The following is a 24,891-nucleotide window of genomic DNA, read 5'->3' on the forward strand; positions in this document are numbered from 1 at the left end:
CCGGATCCGGCGCGCCCGATTCCCGCTGCCGCCCCGGTCAGTCCAGGAGCTCGCGCAACGAGTGCACCAGCACCCGGTCCGCCTCCAGCCAGTCCAGGTCGCCGAGCTCGCCCGCCCCCGCCCACCGCACCGCGCGGTGCTCGACCGCTCGCGGCGCGAAGCCGCCCTCCGCCGGCTCCGCGGTGTGCACGCGCAACAACATCCCGTTGCGCAGCGGTACGTCCGTCCCCAGGCGTCCGGTCGGCACGACCTCGACGTCCAGCTCCTCCTTGCACTCCCGCACGACGGCGTCCTGCTCGGTCTCCCCCGGCTCGACCCGACCGCCGGGCAGCTCCCAGCACCCGGCGTCCCGCGCCGGGAAGCGCCGCTGCTGCACCAGCAACCGCCCGTCGCTGGTGATCGCCGTGCCGACCACGATCGGCCGGGCCGCCCAGGACTCGGCGAGCGCCCCCACCTCGCGCAGCCTGCGCGCCAGCACCGCCAGCACCACCCGTCGACCGATCGCCACGTCGATCGCCCGCCCGAGCGGCCCGAACGGGGTCGTCCAGCGCAGCGAGTCGGTCAGCAGCGTGTGATCACCGGCCTCGGCCAGCACCGACTCGTGCCGCAATTCCCGGAGAGGACCCGCGATGAGCACCGATTCCAAGCGCCCCGCATCGGCCCGCACGACCCGGGTGCGCAGCCTCGCCCACGGCGCCTTCTCCAGCCGGAACGCGAGGTCGTCCCCCGGCACCAGCAGTTCGGCGGCCCCGGTGAGCGCGCTCCCCCGGATGCCCAGCTCGCGCAGCCCCTCCTCGGCGGTGCGGGTGTGGCGCAGCGCCGCCCCGACCGTGCTCAGCGGGGCGGCGACCAGACCTGTGCTTCGCAACACCGACACGGCAGCACATCCTGCCGCACCTCGGCGAGCGCGATTCCGGGGGTGGCAGCGCCGCGCCGCCTCAGCGCTCGGGCGGTGCCGGCCGAAGCGGACCGGGCAGCGGCCAGCGGATCTCGAACCGGGCCCCGCCTTCGGGCGACTCCGCCGCCTGCACCGAGCCGCCGCGGCCGCGCACGGCCTCGGCCACCAGCGCGAGCCCGAGCCCGGCGCCGCCGGAACGGCGCGCGCGATCGGACTGCACCCGGTGGAACCGGTCGAACACCCTGGCGCGGTGCTCGGCGGGGATGCCGGGACCGTCGTCGTCGACGAGCAACCGGACGGCGTCACCCGCGGGCAGCAGCGAGACCCGCACCAGCGCCCGCCCGTAGCGCACCGCGTTGCCGATCAGGTTGTCCAGCACGGTGGCGACCTCCGCCGCCCCGGCCAGGACGACCACCGCCCCGGTGGGCGCGGTGACCTGCACCCGGGGTCCCGTCCCGCGCAAGTTGGCCCGGTCGACGGCGGCGCGGACCGCGCTGACGAGCTCGACCGGCTGATGACTCGGCCGGGAACCCGATTCGGCCCTGGCGAGGGCGAGCAGACCGTCGACGAGGTCGGACAACCGCTGCGCCTCAGCGGCGATGTCCTGGAGCGTCTCCTGCGCCAGCTCGGGATCGGGGTGCACCACGGCGACCTCGGCTTGCGCCCGGATCGAGGCGACGGGGTTGCGGAGCTCGTGCGCGGCGTCGCCGGTGAAGCGGCGCAGCCACTCCGTGTCGCCGTCCCGGCGGGCCAGCATCTCGTTCAACGCCTCGGCGAGGGCGCGCAGCTCGTCGTGCGCCTCCGACACGGGCAGGCGCCGCCCCTCGGGCAACCGCACCGCGGCGGACCGCATTCGCTCGACCGGGCGCAGCGAACGGCGCACGACCAACCAGGTCGCCGACCCGACCGCCGCGGCGGCGAGGACCGGGCCCAGCGCGAGGGCCCGCGTCGCGGTGCGCAGCGCGTCGGTGTGCCCGACCAGCTGCGCCCCGGCCAGGACCAGCCTCGGCTGGCCCGCCGGGTCCGGCACCACGGTGCCGAGCCAGCGGTGCAGGTCGCGGTAGGCGCCCTCCCCCGGGGTGTCGACGACCCCGCCACCGCTCTTGAGCTCGCTGACCTGCTGCTCGTCCAGAGCCGGCGTCGGCAGGCCGTCCACGGGCGTGCCCGCGATGTCCAGGATCCGCAGTTCGCTGTCCGCCATGCGGGCCGGGACCGCCCCCGCGGCGACCCGGCGGGAAGCCTCGGCGACCGTGCTCCGCAGCTCGGTGTCCACCGACTCGAGCAGCACGCGGCCGATCATCCCGACCGCCGCGTGAGCGAGCACGCCGAGCCCGACGAGCGCGACCAGCGTGGCGACCGCGCTGGTGCGGAACTGCACGGTGCGGCGCGACCACCACGATCGCAGCCGCCGCAGCGGCGACCACGTCACCGGGAGCCGTCCCGGGCACCACCGGGGAGCTCGCCGGTTCGGTCGTCCAGTTCCGGACCGTCGCTGACCTGGTAACCGTGGCCGCGCACCGTCCGCACCAGGTGGCCGGCTCCCACCGCGGTGAGCTTGCGGCGCAGGTAACCGATGTAGACCTCGACGACGTTGCGGGTGACGAACTGGTCGGCGCCCCACACCTCCCGCAGCAGGTCTTCCTTCGGCACGACCGCGCCGGGGCGGCCGGCGAGCGCCACGAGCAGCCCGTACTCGCGCGGGGAGAGCGCGATTGGCGTTCCGGCCCAGGTCACCTCGCGGCCGTTGCGGTCGATCTCCAGCTCGCCCACGCGCAGCACGCCTTGGCGCGCGGAGCTCTCCCCGCGCCGCGCCAGGGCGCGCACCTGCGCCGTCAGCACCAGGAAGGAGAAGGGTTTGACCAGGTAACCGTCGGCACCGAGGTCGAGGCCGTCCGCTTGGTCGACCTCGCCGTCCTTCGCCGAGAGAAGCAGCACCGGCGTGCGGACGCCCCGCCCGCGCAGGTGCTCCAGTACCCGGTACCCGGAGAGACCGGGCAGCATCACGTCCAGCACCACGACGTCGAACGACCCGGTGGCGGCGAGCCGCAGCGCCTCGACGCCCTCGACGGCGACCGTGACCTCCATGCCCTCCGCCGTGAGCCCGCGCCGCAGCGCGGTCCGGACTCCCGGCTCGTCGTCGACCACCAACACCCGCGGCTGCATGGGCTCAGCATGACGGTGCCGGGCCCTCCGGCACACCCACGGCTGAGACCGCTCTCAGCTCGGGAGGCCCGCTCTCAGGTCCATCTCAGCCGGGCCGGGTCATCCTCTGACTGAGATCGGATCACCAGGAGGACCGGATGAAGCGCAAGAACGTGGTGTACGCCGCGTCCGCGGCGGGACTGGCGGGGTTGCTCGGCCTGACCGTGCTCAGCCTGCCCGCGGGAGCGGACGAGGATCCGCAGCTCCCCCAGGTCGCCCCCGAGCAGCTGGTCGAGTCGGTGCTGACCTCGACGCCCCCCGCGCTGACGGGAACCGTGCGGGTGGACAACGCGCTGGGCCTGCCCGCGCTGCCCGGGGTCGGCGAGGGGACCAGCGGCATGCTGGGCGACGGGACCAGCACCCTGCGGTTGTGGAACGACGGGCAGGGGCACAAGCGCGTCGCGGTGCCGTCGTCCGACGGCGAGGTCACGATCGTCGACGACGGCAGCGCGGTGTGGAAGTGGGACTCCGCCTCCCGCACCGTGACGAGGACCGACGAGGGGGACCGCGGTCCGGGGCGGCACCCCGGCGGACCGGGGGCTCCGGGCGGCGACCCGGCGGCGCAGGATCCGGCGGCGCTGTCCCGCGAGATCGTCGGCCAGCTGCGCCGGAGCAGCGAGGTCGCGGTGGACGGCACGGCGCGGGTCGCGGGCCGGGACGCCTACGAGCTGGTGCTGACGCCGAAGCCGACCGAGCGCACCGTGCTGCGCGAGGTCCGGTTCGCGGTGGACGCCGAGACCCGCTCGCCGCTGGAGGTCACGGTGCTCACCAACGGCTCGGACGAACCGGCCTTGCGCGCGGGCTTCTCGGAGCTGGAGCTGGGTGCGCCGGACCCGGCGATGTTCCGCTTCACCCCGCCGGCCGGCGCACGGGTCGAGGAGCATCCGCGCGGCGAGCGGCCGGAGCACCGCGGGCCCGGGCACGCCGACGGCCGACGGCCGGCAGTGGTGGGCGAGGGCTGGGACACCGTGGTGGTGACCGAGCTGCCGGACTTCTCCGGGGGCCAGGCACCGCCGGAGTCCCCGCGCGGCGGGCACGGCGCTGAGCGGCCCGACCCGCAGGCGATGCTGCGGCAGGTGGGCAAGCCGGTCAGCGGACCGTGGGGCGAGGGTCACCTGATCAGCACCGAGGTCGGTTCCGCGCTGGTGACCTCGGACGGACGGGTCGCCGCGGGCGCGGTGCCGGAGCAGGTCCTCACCGAGGCGATCGGGACGCCGCGATGACCGGCTTGGCCGAACAGGCGGGGGTGGCCTCGGCCGCCCCCGCCCCGGTCGAGTCGTACGCCGCGCGGACCTCCGGGCTGCGCAAGGTCTACGGCGGGACGGTGGCCGTGGCGGGCGTCGACCTCGCCGTGCCGCGCGGTGCCGTGGTGGGCGTGCTCGGGCCGAACGGTTCCGGCAAGACCACCACCATCCGGATGTTGCTCGGGCTGATCCGGCCGACCGCGGGCTCGGTGGAGCTGCTGGGGCGCGCGCTGCCCGACGAGACCGACCGGGTCCTTCCGAGGGTCGGCGCGCTCGTGGAGGGGCCGGGCTTCCACCCGTTCCTGTCCGGGCGGGAGAACCTGCTGCGGTGCGCGGCGTTCGAGCCGGACCTGGCGGGCGCGGAGATCCGTCCGGCGGTGGAGGAGGCGCTGGCGCGGGTGGGCCTGGACGCGGCCGCTGGCCGGCGCTTCCGCGGCTACTCGCTGGGCATGAAGCAGCGACTGGGTCTGGCCGCCGCCCTGCTGGTGCCGCGCGAGCTGGTGGTGCTCGACGAACCCACGAACGGCCTGGATCCGGCGGGGACCAGGGAGATCCGGCAGATCATCGCCGATCTGCACGCGGTGGGCACGACGGTGCTGGTGTCCTCGCACCTGCTCTCCGAAGTGGAGGCGACCTGCACGCACGTGGCCGTGATGCACCGCGGCTCGCTGGTGGCCCAGGGCGAGCTGGCGGGGCTGCTGGAGTCCGGCGGCCCGCACCTGATGATCTCCACCCCGGACCTGGCCACCGGGCTGGAGGTGCTGCGGGACAACGGCATCCCGGCCAGGGTCGAGCGGGGCGAGCTGCGCGCGGAGCTCTCCGACGTGGACGCTCCCGAAGTGGTGGCGGCGCTCGTTCGGGCCGAGGTCGGAGTGCACGAGGCCCGGCGCGGACGCGCGGGGCTGGAGGACCTGTTCGCCAGGCTCACCGAGGAGGAGTCATGACCGCGACCGCCGAGCTCGCCCCGCGGACCGCCGGGCGCCGGTCGGCGCCGCTGGGACGAGTGCTGCTCGCCGAATTCCGCTGGGTGCTGCGCCGCCCGCGCAACCTGCTCGCGCTGCTCATGCTGGCCGGGCTGCCGGTGCTGATCGGGATCGGCATCGCGCTCACCGGGGGGCCGGGGGCCGGGGGTGGACCGCCGGTGCTGAGCGCCGTCGCCGGCAACGGGCTGGTGCTGCCGGTGGCGAGCATCGTGCTGGCGCAGACGTTGCTGCTGCCGCTGGTGGTGGCGATGGTCGCGGCGGACGCCCTCGCGGGTGAGGCCTCGCACGGCACCCTGCGCGGGTTGCTGATCGCACCGCTGGGGCGGGTCCGGCTGGTGTGGGTGAAGGCAGCGGGCGTCCTGCTCATGGTGCTGCTGTCGGTGTTCGTGCTGGCGCTGAGCGGCCTGCTGACCGGGCTGGTCGTCGTGGGCGGGGACGGCCTGGTGACGCTGTCCGGCACGACGCTGTCGCTGGGCGCGGCGCTGGGCCGGATCGCGCTGGCAGTGCTCTGGTGCGCCGCGCAGATGGCGGCGATCGGCGCGGTGGCGCTCGCGGTGTCCTCGCTGACCGAGCACCCGCTGGTGGTGATGGCCGGAACGATGGCCGCGCTCATCGTGTTCGGCGTGCTGGGGACCATTCCCTCGCTGGAGTGGCTGCGGCCGCTGCTGATCACGACGGACTGGTCGGCGGTGATCGACGTGCTCCGGGATCCGATCTTCACGGACACCCTGGCCACCGGCCTGCTGCGCGCCGGCTGCTACCTGGTCGTGGGCCTGTCCGCGACCGTCCTCCGGATGGTCACCCGAGACGTGTGAGCGAGGGCCCGCCCGGATCAGGTCCGGGTGGGCCCACCGCTGCCCTGCGCTGCCCGCGGTGTGAGCGGGAGAGCGACGACGCCCCGCGTCCGCGCCCACCTCTCACCGAGGAGATCCAGAGCGTGAGCCGCGGCCCACCCTCAGCTGCGGGGCCGCGGGAGCGGCGCACGCTCCTGCCGCCCCCTCGCCCGCGTTCGCGATCGACGTTCGGCAACGACGTCGCGCGCCTGCGCGTGTCGGCGCGGAACGTGCCGTTCGCGTCGACGGGACTGCCGACGGCATCCCGTTCGAGAATGCCGGGCTGGTGGTGGCAGGGCCGAGTTCAGCGAGCAACTCGGCACGGAGATCGGCGATACCATGCGAGTCCACTCGCAGCGTCGATCGAGCTAGGACGGATCATGACGCTTTCCGCATCCGACTGCTGGGACCTGATCCACGCCGAGCGCGCCCGGGTCGCGAGCGCGCTGGACGGTGTGACCGCGCAGCAATGGCGTTCCGGATCGCTCTGCGCGGAGTGGACGGTCGAGCACGTGACCGCCCATCTCACCGCGGCCGCGAACACCGGCACCTGGGCCTGGCTGCGCAGCATCACTCTCGCGGGCTTCAACTCCGAGAGGCACAACGCTCGACGGCTTGCCCAGCACCTCGGCAGCACACCCCAGGAGACCGGTGAGAAGTTCCGCGACTCGGTGATGCTCACCGTTGCGCCGACGAAGGACCACGCGGCGTGGCTCGGAGAGGTGATCGTCCACGGTCAGGACATCGCCCGGCCGCTCGGCGTGGAACTGGTCCCCGACCCCGAGGCCGTTCGCGAAGTCGCAGCGTTCTTCGTCGCGAAGGACTTCGCCGTCAACAGCCGCCAGAAGACCAGGGGTCTGGCGCTGGAAGCCAGCGATGCCGATTTCACCGCGGGGAGCGGCCCGCTGGTGCGCGGCCCGCTCCTGAGCCTGGTGATGGCGATGGCAGGTCGCGGCGATTGCTGCGCGGAGCTCGACGGCGACGGAGTCGCCGAGCTCCGCCGCAGAATCGGATGAGCCGGGAGAGCCACCGGTGACACCGCCCCATCACACCGGACGACCTGAACGCGAGGACGACGGCGGGCGCCTCCCGTGCCGCGCGCAGCGGCAACCGAAGCGCCGGATTCTCGCGGTTGGGGTCATCCACGGGTCGCAGATCAGTGACTTCCCGCGGCAGCGCGCTGCGTCGAGATCAGTGGTGAGCAGGCGACGAGGTCCTTTCCCGCCCGCCGCGCGGGGGTTCGGTGCGGGGGCCGCGCTGGTCCGGGCGACGGCCGGAGGGGTCGGGGCGGGACTTCCGCTGGATGCCGCGCACGGCGGGCGCCCGCTGCCCGCACCTCCGGTTCGGCTTCGCAGCACCCGGCCCGGACTTTCTCGAACGAACTCGGCCCGACCCGGCGCCTGACCTCCCCCGGTGCGGTGCGCTCAGTCGGTGCCGATGAGGGCCAGACCGTCCGCGTCGAGCCGCAGGCAGACCTGCTCGCCGAGCGCGGGGGCATCGGCGATGTGCGCGACGGCCTCCACCTGCCCGTGGTTCGGCACGTCCACGGCGAGGCGGACGTGGTCGTGGCGGTGCACCCGCTCGCGCACCGTGCCGAGCGGGCCGCCCCCGGCGGGGCCCTGGGCGGGGGCGCGGCGGGCCCGCACCCCGGTGGCGCGGAGCCCGAGGCGGGCGGTGCCGTCCTTCGCCGCCATCTCCACCGAGCCGAGCGCGCAGGTGGCGATCCCGTCGCGGACCTCGGCGGGCAGGAAGGTGGTGCACCCGAGGAAGGCGGCGACCTCCTCGTCGGCGGGGTTCCGCCAGAGCAGGTCCGGGGCGTCGACCTGGAGGATCGCACCCCGCGCCATGATCGCGACCCGGTCGGCGAGGGTGAACGCTTCGTCGTGATCGTGGGTGACGACCAGCGCGGTCGTATCGGTGAGCAGGGCGGCGAGGTCCACGGCGAGGCGCTCCCGCAGCATCCGGTCCAGGGCGGACAGCGGCTCGTCGAGCAGCAGCAGCTCCGGATCGGCGGCGAGGGCGCGGGCGAGCGCGACCCGCTGGGCCTCACCTCCGGAGAGCTCGGTGACGCGCCGCCGCCCGTACCCGGACAGGCCCACCAGGTCGAGCAGTTCCGCGACCCGGGCCGCCCGGCCCGCCCTGGCCACACCGCGCATCCGGGGACCGAACTCGACGTTCCCCGCGACGTCGCGGTGCGGGAACAGCTGCCCGTCCTGGAAGACCATGCCGAATCCGCGCCGGTGCACGGGGACCCGCGCGAGGTCGCGGCCGTTCCAGCGCACCTCGCCCGAGGTCGGCCGCTCCAGACCGGCGACGGCGCGCAGCAGGGTGGACTTGCCGCAGCCGGAGGGGCCGAGCAGGGCGACGACCTCGCCGTCGAGCACGGACAGCTCGACCTCGCGCACCGCGGTGGTGTCGGCGAAGCGCACCGTGAGCCCGTGCACGTCCAGTCCCATCAGAAGTCCTCCACGGCATCGGCGCGCACCCGCAGCCGCTCGATGAGCACCACGCCGAGCACGGTGACGATCATCAACAGCGCGCAGGCGGCGTAGGCGAGTTGCGAGTTGAGCTCCCCCGGCCTGCCGAGCAGCCTGCCGATGGCCACCGGCAGGGTCGGCGCGTCGGGCCGGGCGAGGAAGCTGGTCGCGCCGAACTCGCCGAGAGCGACGACGAACCCGAACCCGGCCGCGGCCAGCACGGTGCGCAGCACCAGCGGGACGTCGATCTCGCGGCGCACCCGCCACGGCCCGGCGCCGAGGGTCGCCGCGGCCTGCCGCAGCCGGTCGTCGATCGCCCGCAGCACCGGCAGCACCGTGCGGATCACCAGCGGGGTGACCACCAGCGCCTGCGCGAACGGCACCAGCAGCGGCGAGGTGCGCAGGTCCCCCGGCAGCGAGCCGAGCGTGATCAGGTAACCGAACCCGACCGTCACGGCGGACACCCCCAGCGGCAACATCAGCGCCAGGTCCAGCCCCTCGGCGAAGAACCGGCGCCGGGTCGTGACCAGCACGAACGACGCGAGCAGCCCGAGCAGCAAGGCCATCCAGGTCGCGTCCGCCGCGGTGCGCAGCGAGTTCAGCGCCGCTTCCAGGCCGGTGACCTCCAAGGTCCCGGGCTCTCCGGTGCCCAGCAGCGCGCGGTAGCCGTCCAGCCCCCACCCGTCCCGGGTGGACACCGAGCGGACCAGCAGGGTGGCGATCGGGGTGAGCAGCGCTGCCACCACCAGCAGCGCGAACCCGACGATGATCCGCTCCCCGCCCTGCGGCCGCCGGGCGGTGTCGACGGGGGCGCGCAGCCGCAGCGCGGTCTCCCGGCGGCGCCGCGCGGCGGTGGCCACCAGCAGCGCGGCGAGCACGGCCGCCAGCTGGAGCAGGGACAGCGCGGCGGCACCCGACAGGTCCAGCAGCTGCACGGTGCGCAGGTAGATCTCGGTCTCCAGGGTGCGCAGCGCGCCGCCGCCGAGCACCAGCACCACCCCGAAGCTGGTGGCGCTGAACAGGAAGACCACCGCGGCGGCCGAGCCGAGCGCGGGCAGCAGGGCGGGCAGGGTGACCGAGGTGAACGCCCGCCACCGGCTCGCCCCGAGCGAGCGGGCGGCGTCCTCGGCGCGGCGGTCGAGGTGGCCCCACAGCCCGCTCACCGTGCGGGCGACGACGGCCACGTTGAAGAAGGCGTTCGCCAGCACGATCGCGCTCACCCCCGCCTCGGCGCCGAACAGCGCCCGGAACGCCATCCCCACCACGATCGTCGGGAGCACGAACGGCACGGTCACCACGACCCGCAGGAGCCCGCGGCCGGGGATCGCGAGCCGCGCCAGCACGTAGGCCAGCGGCATCCCGGCCAGCAGCGCGACGGCGGTGGACGCGGCGGCCTGCCCGAGGGTGAACCCGACCAGCCGCCAGGTCGCCGCCTCGGCCAGAACCGGCCCGGCGCCGCCCAGCCCGAGCCCGATGATCGCGGCGACGGGCCAGGCGAAGAACAGCCCGAGGAACCCGAGCACGACCGCCGCGGCGAGCGCGGCGGGCAGTCTGCCGCTCATCCCCGGATCAGCGTCCGCCACTCGTCGACCCACCGGTCCCGGTTGCGCTCCACCTCGGCGGCGGGCAGCTCGGTGGGACGCGGGGGCAGGGGGGCGCTGGTCTCCCAGCCGGGCGGCAGCGCGATCCCCTCCACCGCCGGGTACACGTACATCTGCTCGGCGACCTGGCCCTGGAACTCGGGCGAGAGCAGGAAGTCCACGACCTCCCGCGCCGCCTCCGGGTCCTTCGCGCCGGTCAGCACCCCGGCGTACTCGACCTGCCGGTAGCACCCGTCGAGCAGCGCCCGGGTGCGCGGCCGGCCCGCCTCGTCCACCTCGGCGGCGGGCGAGGAGGCGTAGGAGAGCACGATCGGCCGCGGCCCCTGCCCGGTGGAGCCGGAGAAGTCCTGGTTGTAGGCCTCTTCCCACCCGGAGGAGAGCTTCGCCCCGTTCGCGGTGAGCTGGCGCCAGTAGTCCTGCCAGCCGGGCTCGCCGAAGGTGGCGATGGTGCCGAGCAGGAAGGCCAGTCCCGGGGAGGAGGTCGTCGGGTCGGGCAGCGCGACCAGGTCGCGGTACCGCGGGTCCGTGAGGTCGCGCAGCGTCGCGGGCTCCGGCACCCGGTGTTCGGCGAACCAGCGGGTGTCGACGTTGAGGCAGACGTCGGCCACGTCGACCGCGGTGAGCCGGTGCTGCTGGTCCTGCGCGTAGCGCTGCGGGCCGCGATCGGCCGCGTCGGGCCGGTAGGGCTCGAACACGTCGGCCGAGAGAGCCCTGGAGGCGAAGGTGGAGTCCACCCCGTAGGCCACGTCGCCGAGGGGGGCCGCCTGGGACAGCGCCAGCTTGTTCGTCAGCTCCCCCGCGTCGCCGCTGTTGCGCACCTCCAGGTGGATGCCGCTGCGCCGCTCGAAATCGGCGAGCGCGGCGGGATCGGCGGCGAACGAGTCGTGCGCGACCAGGGTGACGGTGCGCGCCCCGGATTCCGGTTCGCCGCTGCCGATGAGCGAGCACCCGGTGGTGAGCGAGGCGATCGCGAGGGCGGCGACCCAGCGCGGATATCGGTTCAACGGTCCTCCCGAGCAGCACAGCGGCAACGGCCACGCGTGCAACGTCGAGCTGATCGCGACACCTCCCTGCGCCGGCATGATCCGGTTCAGGTGCGGACGGTCGAGGGGCTTCGCCCCTCCTCTCAGCCCAGCGCGCTGGACTCCCGTGGCCCCGGAAGTCTACGTGCCGCCACTCGGCCGGGGGCCGACGGTCGCATCGGGGCCCGTCGAGGCCCACCATGGAGGCATGACCGAACTGCTGAACGACGCGCAGGTCGCCGAGGCGCTGTCCCGGCTGCCGGAGTGGGCCCAGGAGGGCTCCACCATCACGAGGGCGGTGGAGTTCGCGAGCTTCCCGCAGGCCATCCAGGCCGTGAACCGGATCGCGGAGATCGCCGAGAGCGAGAACCACCACCCCGACTTCGACGTCCGCTGGCGCACGCTCCGCTTCGCGCTCTCCACGCACTCCGAGGGCGGCATCACGGCCAAGGACATCACCATGGCCGAGGAGATCGACGGCGTCGTCGACGCCCTCACCTGAGCCTCAGCCCAGCAGCTCCGCTGCTTCGGCGGCGCAACCCCAGGACAGCGCCACTCCGGCTCCGGAGTGGCCGTAGTTGTGCACGACGGTGGCGCCGCCGATCCGCTCGACCTCCAGCCGGACCGCTTCGCGCCCGGGGCGCAGCCCCACCTGCTGACCGAGCACCTCGGCCCCGGCGAGTCGCGGTTCGGCCTGGGCGCACCGGCGCAGGATCGCGGCGCCGGTCGCCCGGTCCGGCACCCGCGACCAGTCGTGCTCGACGGCGACCCCACCGAGGACGACGCGGTCGCCGTGCGGGAACCACGCGGTGAACTCCTCCGCCCCGCCCACCTCGACGAAGTACTCGTCGAGGCCCGGGTTGCGCACGATGACGTGCTGGCCGCGCACCGGTCGCACCCCCGGGTCGCCGACGAGTTCGCGCGCGCCGACCCCGGTGCAGTCGACGATCCGGCTGGCCTCCTCGACCGCCTCGGCCAGCGACGAGACCGGGCTCAGCAGCAGCTCGCCACCCGCCGCGAGGAAGCGGCCGGTCAGGTGTTCCAGGTAGCGGGGCATGTCGATCAGCGGGGCGGTCGCCCGGTAGCCGGAGCGGAAGCCCTCCGGGAGCTCGCCGGGGGTGCAGGGCCGCAGGTCGGGCAGCAGCAGCGCCTCGGGCGGCACCTGGTCCCCGAGGTCGACGCGGGCGGCCATCCGCCCGGCGGCGAGGTGCACCCCGGTGCTCTCGTCGGCCGCGAGGGCGACGAGCCTCGGGTAGCTGTCCGCCACCCAGCGCCGCACCCGCTCGGCGGGTCGCAGCAGCGCCGGCCCCCACATCGCGCCGGCGACCGCGGAGGTGGTCTCCGCGGGGCGCTGGTCGGTCCGGACGCGCACCGGCACCCCGCTTTCGGCGAGGGTCACGGCGGTGCTGAGGCCGATGACCCCGGCACCGATGACCAGGACTCGCTCGATGGTGGCCATCCTCCGCACGCTAGCAGCGCCGTCCGCCGCGCACGGGTCAGCCGTTCCCGCGTTCGCGCGAACTAGTCCTCGAGAATGGTGATCGATCCGGTGCCGCCGCAGTTTCCACAACCCTTGCCGTTGCAGTCCCCGCAGGTCGAGGTGATGTGCCGCATGGGCACAACCTAAATCGAGCAGGAATGGCGTGCGAATCATGCGAGCGCCCGCTCCGGCCGCCCCTGACCGCCGCCTCTTCACCCGAGCGGGAGAGCGCTCGTGCGCCGCGGCGGCGCGCCCTCCCCCCAGCACCGAGCGCGCTGCGGGCATGACATCTGTCAGCCCCGAACCGTGCGATGTGCGCGCGATCCCGTGTTCGGCCGCACTGCCGGGCGTTCACGGGCCGAATTAGCGTTTCCGGCATGAGGCCCCACGACAGCCACGATGCGCCCACCCAGCCCGCCCGCGCGATCGGCGCGTTCGGTCCGGCTCCGGGCGGAGGGGCCGCGGAACTTCCCGGCCAGGTCGCTTCCGGAGGCGGGCGGGGCCCGGTGCCACCGGGCGTGGAGTACCACCGGGTGTTCGCGGGGGAGAAGCGTCGGATCGGGCGCGGGATCCTGGCGATGATCCTCCTGCTGGCGGGCCTGGTCGCGTTCCCCACCGTCCTCGGCCGGGCTGCCGCGCTTCTCGACGTGCAGTGGGGCAACACGCCGCCGAGCCTGCCCGGCGGGACGGACTACACCCCGCTGTACAACGCCACGAGCATGTTCTCGCTGGCCTTGCTGGTCCCGTGGAGCATGTGCATCCAGCGATGGCTGTACGGCGTGCCGTGGAGCTCGCTGCACTCGGTGGTGTCGCGCTTCCGGTTCGACGTGTTCGGCCGGGCGCTGCTGTTCTTCGGCCCCGTCCTGGTGCTCGTGCAGGTGATCAGCGTCCTGGTCACGCCCGGTCAGGAGACGAGCTGGTCGCGGGCTGATCTGATCGGGGTGACGCTGGGCGTGCTCCTGCTGACACCGCTGCAGGCGGCGGGTGAGGAGTACGGGGTGCGCGGGCTGGTGTTCCGGGTCCTCGGGAGCTGGGCGCGCGGGCGCCGGGCCGGACTCGTGGTCGGGGTGCTGGTCTCCAGCGCGCTGTTCACGGCGCTGCACGCTTCGACCGATCCCTACATCGTCCTGTGGTACCTGGTGTGGTGGTCCGGGCTGGCCCTGATCACCTGGCGCACCGGTGGCCTCGAAGTCGCCGTCGTCGTGCACGCGGTGATCAACACGGTGTCCCTCGCCATGGCGCCGCTGGTGCGCGCGGACCTGGCCGCCGAGCTGGGAGACCGGTCGGCCGGTGCGGTGTCGGCCTACCAGCTGGTGCCCACGCTCACGATCGTCCTGATCACCGCTGCGGTGTGGTGGTGCACCCGCCGGACCGGACCCGCGCGAACGCCGGCCGCTCGCCTCGACCAGCCGAACGCGCGGCCGGGCCAGGTGCCTGCCCGATGACGCGGGTCCTGGGCGATCGTCCGCTGCCCGGGGCTGAGAAGTTCGAGACCTTCGCGCGCTGGTGCACGTACAGCGCGGTGGCGCTCCCGATCACCACCTTCCTCGGCAGCGCGCTGCTCGTGCGGGGCCCGATCGCGGTGGCCCCGCTGCCGCAAGCAGTCGTCTTCGGCCTCGTGCTCGCGCTCACCGGCGGCAGCATCGTCGTCTCCCGGTGGAGCATCGACTCCGCGATCGGGGTCGAACGCGCGTTGCCCGTCGGCGTGGTCGCCGGATGGTCGCTGCTGCTGGTGGCGATCGTCGTGGCGGCCCCCTCGGTCCCGCTCCCGGGGATGCAGCTGACGGTGGTGGCGGCGGTCGCCTCGGTCGCCGCGAGCCTCGTCCCCGCGCTCGGTGCGGGCCGGGCGGCACTGCTCAACGCGGTGGCCCTGGTGGCGACCGTCCTGCTCGCCGGCTTCTCCGACATCCCAGCGCTGGTCGCCGCCTTGATCGTGATCAGCTTTGCCCTGTGGGCGAGCTGGTCGAACGCGTGGATGCTCCGCGTCCTGATCGAGCTGCAGGCCGCGCACGAGGACCGCGCCACCCTCGCCCTGGCGGAGGAGCGCCTGCGCATCTCCCGCGACCTGCACGACGTGCTCGGGCAGACCCTCGCGACGATCGCGGTCAAGAGCTCGCTGGCCTCCGAGCTCGTCGACCGGGGGCATTCCGAGCGGGCCGCCGCGGAAATCGCCGCGATCCGGCGCATCGCCGAGCAGGCGGGTACCGAGGCGCGTCGGGTCGTGCGCGGCGAACACCGCACGACCTGGCACGATGAGGTGGCGGGCGCGCGATCGCTGCTCGAATCAGCGGGTATCGGCTGCACCGTGATCGGCGATCCGGTCCCGGAAGGCTGTGCCGAGCCCCTCGGCTGGGTGGTGCGCGAGGCCGTCACGAACCTGCTGCGGCACTCGGCGGCCACTCAGGTGACGATCGCGAGCAGCCACGGCGACGGGAAGGTGCTGCTCACCATCACCAACGACGGAGTCGCCGACCGGCGGAGCACCGGGGCCGGATCCGGGCTGGACTCGCTCTCGAAGCGGCTCGGTGCGCTCGGGGGTCGCCTCACCCCGCAGCGCGACGGCACCTGGTTCGTGCTCGACGCCGAGGTCCCCGCCCCGCAGGAGGAACCCGCATGACCCGCCTCCTCGTCGTCGACGACGAGCACCTCATCCGCGACGCCATCATCGGGCTGCTCGATCTCGAAGAGGACTTCGAGATCGTGGGCAGGGCGGCCTCCGGCGACGAGGCGCTGGCCACGGCCCTGCGGGTCCGGCCCGACGTGGCGCTGCTGGACCTCCAGCTCCCCGGGCCCAACGGGATCGAGGTGACCCGGCGGCTCTCCGCCGAGCTGCCGGACTGCCGCTGCATCATCGTGACCTCGCACGCCCGGCCGGGTTACCTGAAGTCGGCGTTGGCGGCGGGAGCGCGCGGCTTCCTGCCCAAGACCGCCTCCTCGCGCACCTTCGCCGAGGTCGTGCGCTCCGTGGCGGCCGGCGGCCGCTACGTCGACCCCGAACTCGCCGCCGAGGCGATCAGCGCGGGTGATTCCCCGCTCACCACGCGCGAGTCCGACGTCCTGGCCCTGGCCCGCGACGGCGCTCCCGTCGACGAGATCGCCCGGCGCGTCTCGCTGTCCCCGGGGACCGTGCGCAACTACCTGGCGGCCGCCATCGCCAAGCTCGGAACGGCGAACCGGCACGAGGCGGTCCGCATCGCCGCCGAGCGCGGCTGGATCTAGCGGCGCTGCGCCCGCCGCAGGCAGATGGGGTGTCCGGCGGGGCTGGCGTAGACGCGGCTGCCGTCGTCTTCGGTGACGTCGGTGGTGGGGCGTAGCCGGGTGGCGCCGGCGGTGGTGGCGGTGCGGTCTGCGTCTGCGAGGTCTTCGACGGCGAAGTCCAGGTGCATCTGCTGCGAGGCGTCGTGGGGCCAGTTCGGGGCGATCTGGTCGGGTGCGGACTGGATGACGAGGACGGGCAGGCCGGGGGCCTGGATGAAGTGGTGGGTCGCGGTGCGGTGGATCGAGCCGCCCAGCAGCTGGTGCCAGAAGGCGCCCTCGGACTCGACGTCGGCGGCGTCGATGATCACGGAGCTCAGGGTGAAGGTCATGGCTATGGTCCTGTTCGTCGGTAGGTGGGGGTGCTCAGACGGTCGGGATGATGCCGCCGTCGACGCGGAACTGGGCTCCGGTGAGCCACTTGGCGCGGTTGGAGGCGAGGAAGGCGATCATCTCGGCGACGTCCTCGGGGGCTCCGGGGCGGCCCATGGGCAGGTTCAGGTGTTCCACGATCTGCTGCGTGACCTGCTCGGTGCTCACACCTTGCTGGTCGGCCACGTGTTGCAGGTGGGCGCTGGCGCCGTCGGTGAGGACGAAGCCGGGAAGCACGCACACCACGCGTACTCCGGTCCCACCGACCTCGGTGGCCAGTTCACGGCTGTAGGTGTTGAGTGCGGCCTTGGCCGCGGCGTAGGAGGCGTCGGAGCGTTGGGGCAGCTGGCTGGCGATCGAGGAGACGTGCACGACGACACCGGAGCCCTGCTCGACCATCCCGGGCACCAGGGCCCGGTCCAGGCGTACGGCGCTGAGGAGGTTCATTTCCAGGTCCGCCGTCCACGAGGCGTCCGAGCGGCTCAGGGTCGGTGTGGGGGCGCTGGCGGCGCCGGCGTTGTTCACGAGCACGTCCACCCCGCCGACCTGGTCGATGACGCGGCGACCGAGGCCCGCCGCCCCCTCGGGTGTGGAGAGGTCCGCCGCGATGAACGTCGCTCCGCTGTCCTGCTGGGGCGTGCTGCGCGAGGCGACGAACACGGTCGCGCCGGCGGCCACGAAGCGACGCACGGTCGCCTCACCCAGCCCGCGGCTACCTCCGGTGACCAGCACGCGCAGGCTCTTCAGTCCCTCGTCGATGTCCGGCATGGGAGACTCCCTCGTAAGATGAACCTGACTCCGGAAACAGTACACCTAAGCGGAACCGGACTCACCTTATGGAGGTCTTCATGCCGACAGCACGCCCGACGCGCGCGGACGCGCGCCGCAATCGCGAGGCGCTGCTGGCCGCGGCCCGCCAAGCGTTCCTCGACGGTGACACCGGCACCCATGTGGAGGACATCGCACGCAAGGCCGGAGTCGCCGTGGGCACGCTCTACCGCCACTTCGAGACCCGCGAGGCACTGATCGAAGAGGTCTGGCGCTCCGAGGTCGACGACCTGTGCAAATCCGCCGAGGGCCTGCTCGATCAGTACGCCCCCGACGAGGCGCTGCGACGGTTCTTGCTCCTGCTCGTGGATCACGCCGCCGTGGGCAAGGGCATGTCCGTCGCTCTGGAAAGCATCATGGCCACCGACTCACCGGTCTTCGACGACGCCCGCACCCGCATGGCCGACGCCCTGGCACTGCTCCTGGACGCCGGCTACGCGCAGGGCACGCTGCGCGGGGACGTCGCCGGTCCCACCCTGCTGCGGGCCCTGGGCGGCGTGTGCACGCTGCGCGCGAAAGAGGGATGGATCGACGAAGCTCGTCAGATCACCTCGCTCATCTTCGACGGCCTGCGCCAGAACGACCCGGGGTCACGCTGAGATGAGCTGTGCCTGAGCACGGACCCCGGCGTCGCGCTCTCCGCGCCGAGTTGACCCACCACGCGCACCAGGGCGTCGACGCCTGTCGGCCGGCCAAGGAGCCGTCGCCTTCATGGCCTCCCCCGGCGCCGGCTACGTCAACGGCGCCTCTCTCAGCGCCGCAGGAGGCCAACCCGCTCTCGGCTGACGCGCGTGAAAGCCACGGCACTACCTGAGCACATCCGTTCTCCCGATGTGCTGCTACCCACGCGGCAGCACGGAACCAGCGCGGGAGGGGTGATGAGGGGTGCTCACAGGTCAGCACCAAGTCAGTGCGGGAACGCGGAAGGGGTCTGCCCCCGAAGGAGCAGACCCCACCTGACCTGGATGTTTGCCAGATCAGTAACGTGATGGCATGCCACCCGCTACACGTTGAAGCGGAATTCCACGACGTCGCCGTCGGACATGACGTAGTCCTTGCCCTCCATGCGGACCTTGCCCGCCGAGCGCGCGGCGCTCATCGAGCCCGCCTCGACGAGGTCCGGGAAGGACACGATCTCGGCCTTGATGAAGCCGCGCTCGAAGTCGGTGTGGATGACCCCGGCGGCCTGCGGTGCGGTGGCGCCCTTCGGGATGGTCCAGGCGCGCGCTTCCTTCGGCCCGGCGGTGAGGTAGGTCTGCAGGCCGAGGGTGTGGAACCCGGCGCGGGCCAGGGCGTGCAGGCCCGGCTCCGGCTGGCCGACGGACTCCAGCAGCTCCCGGGCGGACTCCTCGTCGAGCTCGATGAGCTCCGACTCGACCTTCGCGTCCAGGAAGACCGCGTCGGCGGGGGCGACCAGCTCGCGCAGCTCCTTCTTCCGGGCCTCGTCGGAGAGCACGCCCTCGTCGGCGTTGAACACGTACAGGAACGGCTTGGTGGTGAGCAGGTTCAGCTCGCGCAGCTCCGGGACGTCGGCCTTGTTCGCGCTGAACAGCGTGGTGCCCCCGTCCAGCAGGGCCTTCGCCTCGTTCGCGGCGTCCAGCGCGGGGCGCTTGTCCTTGTTGGTCCGGGCTTCCTTCTCCAGCCGGGGCAGCGCCTTCTCCAGGGTCTGCAGGTCGGCGAGGATCAGCTCGGTGTTGATCGTCTCGATGTCGCTGGCCGGGTCGACGTTGCCGTCGACGTGCACCACGTCCGGGTCGTCGAAGACGCGGATGACCTGGCAGATCGCGTCCGCCTCGCGGATGTTCGCGAGGAACTTGTTGCCGAGCCCCTGGCCCTCGGAGGCGCCCTTGACGATGCCGGCGATGTCGACGAAGGAGACGGTCGCGGGCACCAGCTTCTCGGAGGCGTACAGCGTCGCGAGCTCGCCGAGCCGGGAGTCGGGCAACGGCACCACGCCCACGTTCGGCTCGATGGTGGCGAACGGGTAGTTCGCCGCGAGCGCGTCGTTGCTGGTCAGTGCGTTGAACAGGGTGGACTTGCCGACGTTGGGCAGCCCGACGATTCCGAGGGTGAGGCTCACGGCCCGTGAGTCTAGGGGGTCCGGGAGGCGATCTGCGCAGGTGGCCCGGCCGGGGCGAGGCCGCCCCGGGCGATCCTCGGGGCGGTCCCGGGCGGCTCAGTCGTCGTCCTGCTCGGCCCCGCCGTCGTCGCGCTCGTCGTCGGGCTCGTTGCCCTCGTGCTGGTTGTCCTGCGGGTCCCGGCCCTCGTCCTGCTGCTCCTGCTGCTCCTGCTGCTGTTGCGGCGGAGCGACGGGGTCGTTGCACCCCGCGGTCACGGTGAGCGCGAGCAGTGCGCCGGTCGCGGTGCCCGCGATCTTGAGAACGCGGCCGCGCCGCATCGTCGAGTGACTCATGACCCGGACATTAGGGAAGAACCGCTCCGCTGTCATCCGTCAGGCGTCGATCTCGATCGTGGAGCCGCGGTCGCGTGACTTGCGGATGCGCAGCCGGGTCCCGATGCGCTGGCGCATCTCGTCGACGTGCGAGACGAGCCCGATCACCCGGCCGCCCGCGCGCAGCTCGTCGAGGGTGTCCATCACCAGGTCCAGGGTGTTCGCGTCGAGCGTGCCGAAGCCCTCGTCGATGAACAGGGTGTCCAGCAGCGCGCCCCCGGCCTCCCCCGCGACCACGTCGGCCAGGCCCAGCGCCAGCGACAACGACGCCATGAACGACTCCCCGCCGGAGAGCGTCTTCGCCGAGCGGGTCCGCCCCGAGTAGTCGTCGAGCACGTCGAGCCCGAGACCGCCCCGGGTACCGCGAGCGCCGGCGGCGTCGGAGTGGACGAAGGAGTAGCGCCCGTCGCTCATCCGCTGCAACCGCCGGGTCGCGGTGACGGCGACCTCCTCCAGCCGGGCGGCGAGCACGTAGGAGCGCAGCGACATCCGGCGCGCGTTCTGCCCGCGCCCGTTGACGACGTCCGCGAGCGCCTCCAGCTCGGCGTGCTCGGCGAGCGCCGGACCGAGCTCGTCCCAGGCGGCGCGCAGGCGTGCCGCGAGCCCCCGCAGGTCCCGGTCGCGCTGTTCGGCGCGTTGCGCGGCGGTGGCGGCGCGCTCGGCCGCCTCGCGGGCGGTGACCAGGGCCTCGGAAGCGGCAGGCACCCCGGCGTCGGTCTCCGCGTCGACGCCGGAGAGGTCCTCGTCGGCGAGGGTGGAACGCGCGGTGGCGCGGCGCTGCTCGACGCGGGTGAGGGCGTCGTCGAGCTCGGCGCGCCGGGCGTCGTCGCGCTCCGCGCGCAGCGCCTCGTCGGGGTCGGCGAAGCCCGCGTCGACGGCCGTCGAGCGCAGCGCCTCCCGCTGCCCGGCGAGCCGCTGCTCGGCGTCGTCGCGCGCGGAGCTGGCCGCCACCAGCCGGTCGATGCGGTCGGCCTCGTCCAGCAGGTGCGCGCGGTGCTCGGCGATGCCGGGGTGCTCGCCGCGGGCGGCGTCGAGCCGGGCGGCCCTGGTCTCCGACCGAGCGCGCAGCGCGGTGAGTTCGCTGCGGGCCGCGGCGAGGCGCCGGTCCACTTCGCCGCGCTCGTCGGTGAGCCGCTGCGCCGAGGACTCCAGCTCGGCGAGCTCGGCGGTGCGCGCGGGCACTTGCTCGGCGAGGGCGCGGACGGCGTCGCGGTGCTCGGTGGCGGCGGTGGTCTCGGCCTCGACCTCCTCGGCGGTGCGCTCGCCGACGCGCTCCAGCAGCCGGTCGAGCTGCCCGCGCCGCTCGGTGTCGCGCGCGGCGGCCTCGTCGCGTTCGCGCTGCTTGTCCTGCTCCACCCGCTGAGCCGCCTGCTCGTCCTCGGCGCGCACCGAGTCCCGCACGGCCGTGCGCGGTTCGGGGTGGTCGGCGGAGCCGCACACCGGGCAGGGGTGGCCGTCCGCGAGCTCGTCGGCGAGCTCGGCCGCCATCCCGGCGAGCCGCCGTTCCCGCAGCTCCTGCACGGTCTCGCGGGCGTTCTGGTGCTCGTCCACGGCGCGTCGGGCGTGCTCGGCCGCCTGCTCGTGGGCCTGCCGGGCGGCGGGCACGGCGCGCGCGGCGCGCAGCAGCTCGGCGAGCTCATCGACCTGCGCCTCCGCGTGCTCGCGGCGGTTCTCGGCCTGCCTGGCCTCGTCGAGCAGGCCCCGCGCGGCGACGACGCGCTCGGGCAGCGCGGCTTGGCGCTCGGCGAGCTCGGCCCCGGCGCGCTCGGCGGTGTCGATCTCGTCGGCGAGCGCGTCGATCCGGGTCAGGTCGGTGCGCTGCTCCTCGGCCTCGGGGAGCAGCTCGGCGAGCGCCCCGGCGCGTTCCCGCCGGGCGCCGGACCAGGCGCGCAGCTCGTCGAGCGGGGTCTCGGGGCCGGTGCCGGGGCAGTCCTGCCGGGCGCGGGCGAGCGCGCGGGTCGCCTCGTCGAGGGCGGCCTCGGCCTGCCCAGCGGTCCGGCGCACCGCGAGGACGGGCGCCGCCCGCCGGGCGGCGTCCAGTTCGGCGCGCCAGCGCTCGTGCTCGGCCCGCTCCGCGTCGAGCTCGGCGAGGTCGGCGTGAGCGGCGCGCACCCGCCGGACCTTGTCGGCGAGCTCGCGGCGCGCGGTCAGCTCCCGTTCGGCGGACTCGCGCCGGCCGGCGAGTTCTCCGCGTTCCGCGCGGGTCTCGCCGAGCTCGGTGTCCAGGCGCTTCTCCCAGCCCTCGAGCCAGATCCGCTCGTCGGCGCCCTCCTCCGGGTCCTCCCCGACGACCTGGGCGACGCGCGCGAGCAGTTCCCGGACCCGCTGGCGGTGCTCCTCGACGGCGCGGCCGCGTTCCCGGCGGTGCTCGACGAACCACCGCTCCACGTCGGCGAAGCGCTGGGTGCCGAACAGCTTCTCCAGCAACCGCTCGCGCTCGGTGGTCTCGGCGCGCAGGAAGTTCGCGAACTCGCCCTGGGGCAGCAGCACGACCTTCGTGAACTGGTCGACGGTCATCCCCAGCAGGCGCTGCACGGTGCGGTTGACCTCGTCGATCCGCGCGGCACCCTCGGGGGCGGTGCCGCCGGGGGGTGCCGAGATCCAGGTCAGCGAGGCCTTCGCGTTGCGGGTGGTGACGCCCTCGCCGCGCTTCTTGCGCTGGTCGTACTTGGGGCTGCGGACGACGCGCAGCCGGTGGCCCTGCACGGTGAGCTCCAGCTCGACCGAGGTGGCCACCTCGTCGGCCGCGGTGTCGCAGCGCAGCTGCTTGACCTGCTCGCGCGCCCCGGGCACGGCGCCGTAGAGGGCGAAGCAGATCGCGTCGAGCAGGCTGGTCTTGCCCGCCCCGGTGTCGCCGTGCAGCAGGAACAGGCCGTCGGCGCCGAGCGCGTCGAAGTCCACCTCGACCCGGTCCCGGTACGGGCCGAACGCGGTGATCTCCAGGTGGTGCAACCTCATTCGCGGACCTCCGCGACCTGGACGGCGCGCAGCGCCTCGGCCAGCAGCGCGCGCTCGCCCTCGGTGGGCTCGGAGCCCCGGCAGTCGGCGACGAAGCCGTCCGCGATCGCGGTGTCCTCCCGGCCGCGCACCGCCTCGGAGTAGCGCAGCTCGCCGGTCGCGCGACCGCCCGCGGGCTGCCACTCCAGGTGGACGGCGTGCGGGAAGCGCTCCTGCAGCAGGCGCATCGCGTCGATCGGCCGCACCTCGTCGGTGAGCACTGCGGACACGAAGCAGTCCTCGTGCGCGGCGTGCTCGGGCGCGGTGCGCAGCACCTCCAACTCGCCGCGGAGGGTGGCGAGGCGGCGCGGCACGGGCAGCTCGTGGCGGCGGACCTCGGCGAGACCGGCGGCGTCGAGATCGACCAGCCAGACCGACTTCCGCTGCGCCGCCTCGGAGAACGAGTACGCCAGCGGGCTGCCCGAGTAGCGCAGGTGCTCGGCGAGCCGCTGCGGTCCGTGCAGGTGCCCCAGCGCGACGTAGTCCACGCCGTCGAACACCCCGCCCGGCACCTGCTCGACGCCGCCGACCGCGATGGGCCGCTCGGAGTCGCTGGCGTCGCCACCGGTGACGAAGGCGTGCGCGAGCACCACCGAGCGCGGTCGGCCGCGGGCGTCCAGGTCGGCGTTGACGCGGTGCATGGCCTCGGCGAGCACGGCGCGGTGGCCGCGCTCGGCGACCGGTTCCGCCCCGGGCACGCCGGGGTGCGCGTCGAGCACCTGGCGGGCCGGATCCGGTTCCAGGTAGGGGATTCCGTAGAACGCGACGGGCCCGTGCTCGTCGTCGATCAGCACCGGCTCGTGCAGCAGCGAGATGCGGGTGCGCAGGTGCAGGCCACCCGCGGCGGCGAACTCGCCGAACGCGCCGACCCGGGCGGCGGAGTCGTGGTTGCCGGGGATCACCACGAGCCGGGCACCGGCCTCGCGCAACCGGCCGAGCACCCGCACGCAGGTCTCCACGGCCTCCCCGGAGGGCACGGCGCGGTCGTAGAGGTCACCGGAGACGACCACCACGTCGACCCGCTCCGCGACGACCAGCTCGGCCAGCCCGGACAGCACCGATTCTTGCTCGGCGAGCAGGTCGCGGCCGTGGAAGGTCCGTCCCACGTGCCAGTCGGAGGTGTGCAGCAGCCGCATGGAGGTCAAGTTACCGAACCCCTCCCCCGCTGATCGGCCCCGGCGTGTCGGACCGACCCCCGCACGCTGGGGGAATCGGCCGATCGCGGGGAGCGGGGCCCGATCGCGGCGGATTCGGCCGCCCGGTGCGGGATGATCGCGGGGGCGTGGCTGAGGGGAGAGCGACATGGGTACCGGCGTGCTGATCGCCGTGGTGGTCGTGCTGGTGCTGCTGTTCGCGGGGGCGCTGGTGCTGATCTGGCGGCTCTACACCGACTCGGCCAGCCGCGCCGACCAGGCGCTGCGGATGGTGGAGGCCGAACGGGCGCGGACCGTCGAGCAGCAGGCCGCGCTGCGCCGCTACGAGGTCGCGTTCGCCTCGATCACGGGGCGCGGAGAGCTGGGCGAGCAGGTGCTCGTCGAGACGGCGAAGTCGTTGGGGCTGCGGGAGGGCGTGCACTTCAGCGTGCAGACCGACCTGGCCGGGGGCGGCGCCGCCCGGCCGGACCTGGTGCTCACCGTGGGCGGCGGCAGGCAGGTGCCGGTGGACGCGAAGGCGAGCCTCGCGGTGTGGGCGGAGGCGATGGAGACCTCCGATCCGGAGGAGCGGGCCGAGGCGCTGCGGGTGCACGTGCGCAACATCCGGTCCCGGGCGGCGGAGCTGGCGGGCAAGGGCTACCAGCGCTGGGCGGACGCGATCTACGGGGCGATCATGTTCGTGCCCTCGGACGCGGCCGTGGTGACCGCGCTGGACACGGATCCGAGCCTGCTGTCGTGGCTGTTGGACAAGCGGGTGTTCCTGTGCGGACCGACGAGCTTCGCGGTGCTGGCCTCGGCGGCGCTGTTCGCGGCGACCGAGCGGACCATCGCCGAGGACATCGAGCAGGTGCGCGCGCAGGCGGTCCGGGCGCAGCGGGCGGCCTCGGGCGCGGTGGAGGCGGTGAACCTCTCCAGCACGCACCTGCAGCGGTTCGTCTCGGCGCGGCGCCGCGAGCTCGACGCGCTGGAGTCGTTCCGGGGCGCGGTGCAGCCGCTGGCCGAGAGCGCGGGCGGTTCCGCCTCGATCGGTGGCGTCCGCCGGGAGGAGGACGGCCTCGTCGGCACCGAGGCCGCCGAGCGCTGACCGGCTCCG

Annotated in this window: 23 protein-coding genes and 1 riboswitch; of the genes, 10 read left to right on the plus strand and 13 right to left on the minus strand. The window is 74.1% G+C overall.

Going from position 1 to position 24,891, the window contains the following annotated elements:
* Nucleotides 1-37: 37 nt before the first annotated feature.
* From ACL03H_RS11875 to ACL03H_RS11885, 3 genes are all read right to left on the minus strand, one after another.
* Nucleotides 38-877: an NUDIX domain-containing protein gene (locus ACL03H_RS11875; RefSeq protein WP_412811228.1), complete on the minus strand. Its 840-nt coding sequence runs from the start codon at nucleotides 875-877 to the stop codon at nucleotides 38-40.
* A 61-nt stretch (nucleotides 878-938) separates the two neighbouring features.
* Nucleotides 939-2,327 carry a sensor histidine kinase gene (locus tag ACL03H_RS11880; protein ID WP_412811229.1) on the minus strand — a complete coding sequence of 463 codons (1,389 nt, stop codon included), beginning with the start codon at nucleotides 2,325-2,327 and terminating at the stop codon, nucleotides 939-941.
* Entirely contained in the window at nucleotides 2,324-3,061 is a 738-nt protein-coding gene (locus ACL03H_RS11885; protein ID WP_412811230.1) for a response regulator transcription factor, read from the minus strand. Before ACL03H_RS11885 ends, ACL03H_RS11880 begins: the two co-directional genes overlap by 4 nt.
* A 137-nt stretch (nucleotides 3,062-3,198) precedes the next feature.
* Between ACL03H_RS11885 and ACL03H_RS11890 the strand changes: the two genes are divergently transcribed.
* The 4 genes from ACL03H_RS11890 to ACL03H_RS11905 all read left to right on the plus strand — a co-directional run bounded on the left by ACL03H_RS11890 (nucleotide 3,199) and on the right by ACL03H_RS11905 (nucleotide 7,176).
* Nucleotides 3,199-4,323: a LolA family protein gene (locus tag ACL03H_RS11890; protein ID WP_412811231.1), complete on the plus strand. Its 1,125-nt coding sequence runs from the start codon at nucleotides 3,199-3,201 to the stop codon at nucleotides 4,321-4,323.
* The gene (locus ACL03H_RS11895) at nucleotides 4,320-5,288 is read left to right on the plus strand and encodes an ABC transporter ATP-binding protein (RefSeq protein WP_412811232.1); all 969 of its coding nucleotides are present in this window, start codon (nucleotides 4,320-4,322) and stop codon (nucleotides 5,286-5,288) included. The genes ACL03H_RS11890 and ACL03H_RS11895 overlap by 4 nt, the downstream gene beginning before the upstream one ends.
* Nucleotides 5,285-6,142, plus strand: a complete 858-nt coding sequence (locus tag ACL03H_RS11900; RefSeq protein ID WP_412811233.1) for an ABC transporter permease — start codon at nucleotides 5,285-5,287, stop codon at nucleotides 6,140-6,142. Before ACL03H_RS11895 ends, ACL03H_RS11900 begins: the two co-directional genes overlap by 4 nt.
* 398 nt (nucleotides 6,143-6,540) lie before the next feature.
* The gene (locus ACL03H_RS11905; protein WP_412811349.1) at nucleotides 6,541-7,176 is read left to right on the plus strand and encodes a maleylpyruvate isomerase family mycothiol-dependent enzyme; all 636 of its coding nucleotides are present in this window, start codon (nucleotides 6,541-6,543) and stop codon (nucleotides 7,174-7,176) included.
* A 408-nt stretch (nucleotides 7,177-7,584) separates the two neighbouring features.
* Here ACL03H_RS11905 and ACL03H_RS11910 read toward each other — a convergent pair whose 3' ends face one another.
* From ACL03H_RS11910 to ACL03H_RS11920, 3 genes are read right to left on the minus strand one after another with little or no spacing between them, the layout of a single operon-like run.
* The gene (locus tag ACL03H_RS11910) at nucleotides 7,585-8,616 is read right to left on the minus strand and encodes an ABC transporter ATP-binding protein (protein ID WP_412811234.1); all 1,032 of its coding nucleotides are present in this window, start codon (nucleotides 8,614-8,616) and stop codon (nucleotides 7,585-7,587) included.
* The gene (locus ACL03H_RS11915) at nucleotides 8,616-10,199 is read right to left on the minus strand and encodes an ABC transporter permease (RefSeq protein WP_412811235.1); all 1,584 of its coding nucleotides are present in this window, start codon (nucleotides 10,197-10,199) and stop codon (nucleotides 8,616-8,618) included. Before ACL03H_RS11915 ends, ACL03H_RS11910 begins: the two co-directional genes overlap by 1 nt.
* Nucleotides 10,196-11,242, minus strand: a complete 1,047-nt coding sequence (locus tag ACL03H_RS11920) for a thiamine ABC transporter substrate-binding protein (RefSeq protein WP_412811236.1) — start codon at nucleotides 11,240-11,242, stop codon at nucleotides 10,196-10,198. Before ACL03H_RS11920 ends, ACL03H_RS11915 begins: the two co-directional genes overlap by 4 nt.
* A 46-nt stretch (nucleotides 11,243-11,288) precedes the next feature.
* Nucleotides 11,289-11,399: riboswitch (TPP riboswitch) on the minus strand.
* A gap of 69 nt (nucleotides 11,400-11,468) precedes the next feature.
* Here ACL03H_RS11920 and ACL03H_RS11925 point away from each other — a divergent pair.
* Nucleotides 11,469-11,762 carry a 4a-hydroxytetrahydrobiopterin dehydratase gene (locus ACL03H_RS11925; RefSeq protein WP_412811237.1) on the plus strand — a complete coding sequence of 98 codons (294 nt, stop codon included), beginning with the start codon at nucleotides 11,469-11,471 and terminating at the stop codon, nucleotides 11,760-11,762.
* Between the two features lie 3 nt (nucleotides 11,763-11,765).
* On the opposite strand, the gene ACL03H_RS11930 is transcribed toward ACL03H_RS11925, so the two are convergent.
* On the minus strand, nucleotides 11,766-12,719 hold the full coding sequence (locus ACL03H_RS11930) for an FAD-dependent oxidoreductase (RefSeq protein WP_412811238.1): 954 nt from the start codon (nucleotides 12,717-12,719) through the stop codon (nucleotides 11,766-11,768).
* Nucleotides 12,720-13,117: 398 nt separating this feature from the next.
* Here ACL03H_RS11930 and ACL03H_RS11935 point away from each other — a divergent pair, with 398 nt between their 5' ends.
* From ACL03H_RS11935 to ACL03H_RS11945, 3 genes are read left to right on the plus strand one after another with little or no spacing between them, the layout of a single operon-like run.
* Nucleotides 13,118-14,185 (plus strand): CPBP family intramembrane glutamic endopeptidase, encoded by a 1,068-nt coding sequence (locus ACL03H_RS11935; protein ID WP_412811239.1) that lies wholly within the window; start codon nucleotides 13,118-13,120, stop codon nucleotides 14,183-14,185.
* A complete protein-coding gene (locus tag ACL03H_RS11940) occupies nucleotides 14,182-15,357 on the plus strand; it encodes a sensor histidine kinase (protein WP_412811240.1) in 1,176 nt (391 codons plus the stop codon). The genes ACL03H_RS11935 and ACL03H_RS11940 overlap by 4 nt, the downstream gene beginning before the upstream one ends.
* Nucleotides 15,354-15,959 carry a response regulator transcription factor gene (locus ACL03H_RS11945; RefSeq protein WP_412811241.1) on the plus strand — a complete coding sequence of 202 codons (606 nt, stop codon included), beginning with the start codon at nucleotides 15,354-15,356 and terminating at the stop codon, nucleotides 15,957-15,959. The genes ACL03H_RS11940 and ACL03H_RS11945 overlap by 4 nt, the downstream gene beginning before the upstream one ends.
* Here the strand turns inward: ACL03H_RS11945 and ACL03H_RS11950 are convergent.
* Nucleotides 15,956-16,327 carry a VOC family protein gene (locus tag ACL03H_RS11950; RefSeq protein WP_412811242.1) on the minus strand — a complete coding sequence of 124 codons (372 nt, stop codon included), beginning with the start codon at nucleotides 16,325-16,327 and terminating at the stop codon, nucleotides 15,956-15,958. The two genes, ACL03H_RS11945 and ACL03H_RS11950, sit on opposite strands and share 4 nt — an antisense overlap.
* Nucleotides 16,328-16,361: 34 nt before the next feature.
* A complete protein-coding gene (locus tag ACL03H_RS11955; protein WP_412811243.1) occupies nucleotides 16,362-17,135 on the minus strand; it encodes an oxidoreductase in 774 nt (257 codons plus the stop codon).
* 80 nt (nucleotides 17,136-17,215) lie between these two features.
* Here ACL03H_RS11955 and ACL03H_RS11960 point away from each other — a divergent pair, with 80 nt between their 5' ends.
* Nucleotides 17,216-17,794 (plus strand): TetR/AcrR family transcriptional regulator, encoded by a 579-nt coding sequence (locus tag ACL03H_RS11960; protein WP_412811244.1) that lies wholly within the window; start codon nucleotides 17,216-17,218, stop codon nucleotides 17,792-17,794.
* Between the two features lie 404 nt (nucleotides 17,795-18,198).
* Here the strand turns inward: ACL03H_RS11960 and ychF are convergent, their stop codons facing one another.
* From ychF to ACL03H_RS11980, 4 genes are all read right to left on the minus strand, one after another.
* Nucleotides 18,199-19,275, minus strand: coding sequence for a redox-regulated ATPase YchF (ychF, locus tag ACL03H_RS11965; RefSeq protein WP_412811245.1), 1,077 nt, complete (start codon nucleotides 19,273-19,275; stop codon nucleotides 18,199-18,201).
* 96 nt (nucleotides 19,276-19,371) lie between these two features.
* Nucleotides 19,372-19,608, minus strand: coding sequence for a hypothetical protein (locus ACL03H_RS11970; protein ID WP_412811246.1), 237 nt, complete (start codon nucleotides 19,606-19,608; stop codon nucleotides 19,372-19,374).
* Between the two features lie 39 nt (nucleotides 19,609-19,647).
* On the minus strand, nucleotides 19,648-22,605 hold the full coding sequence (locus tag ACL03H_RS11975; RefSeq protein ID WP_412811247.1) for an AAA family ATPase: 2,958 nt from the start codon (nucleotides 22,603-22,605) through the stop codon (nucleotides 19,648-19,650).
* On the minus strand, nucleotides 22,602-23,780 hold the full coding sequence (locus ACL03H_RS11980) for an exonuclease SbcCD subunit D (RefSeq protein WP_412811248.1): 1,179 nt from the start codon (nucleotides 23,778-23,780) through the stop codon (nucleotides 22,602-22,604). The genes ACL03H_RS11975 and ACL03H_RS11980 overlap by 4 nt, the downstream gene beginning before the upstream one ends.
* Before the next feature lie 166 nt (nucleotides 23,781-23,946).
* Between ACL03H_RS11980 and ACL03H_RS11985 the strand changes: the two genes are divergently transcribed.
* The gene (locus ACL03H_RS11985) at nucleotides 23,947-24,882 is read left to right on the plus strand and encodes a DNA recombination protein RmuC (RefSeq protein ID WP_412811249.1); all 936 of its coding nucleotides are present in this window, start codon (nucleotides 23,947-23,949) and stop codon (nucleotides 24,880-24,882) included.
* Nucleotides 24,883-24,891 lie beyond the last annotated feature (9 nt).

The organism is Saccharopolyspora antibiotica, assembly GCF_047200635.1.
In the GTDB taxonomy this organism is placed as follows: domain Bacteria; phylum Actinomycetota; class Actinomycetes; order Mycobacteriales; family Pseudonocardiaceae; genus Saccharopolyspora_C.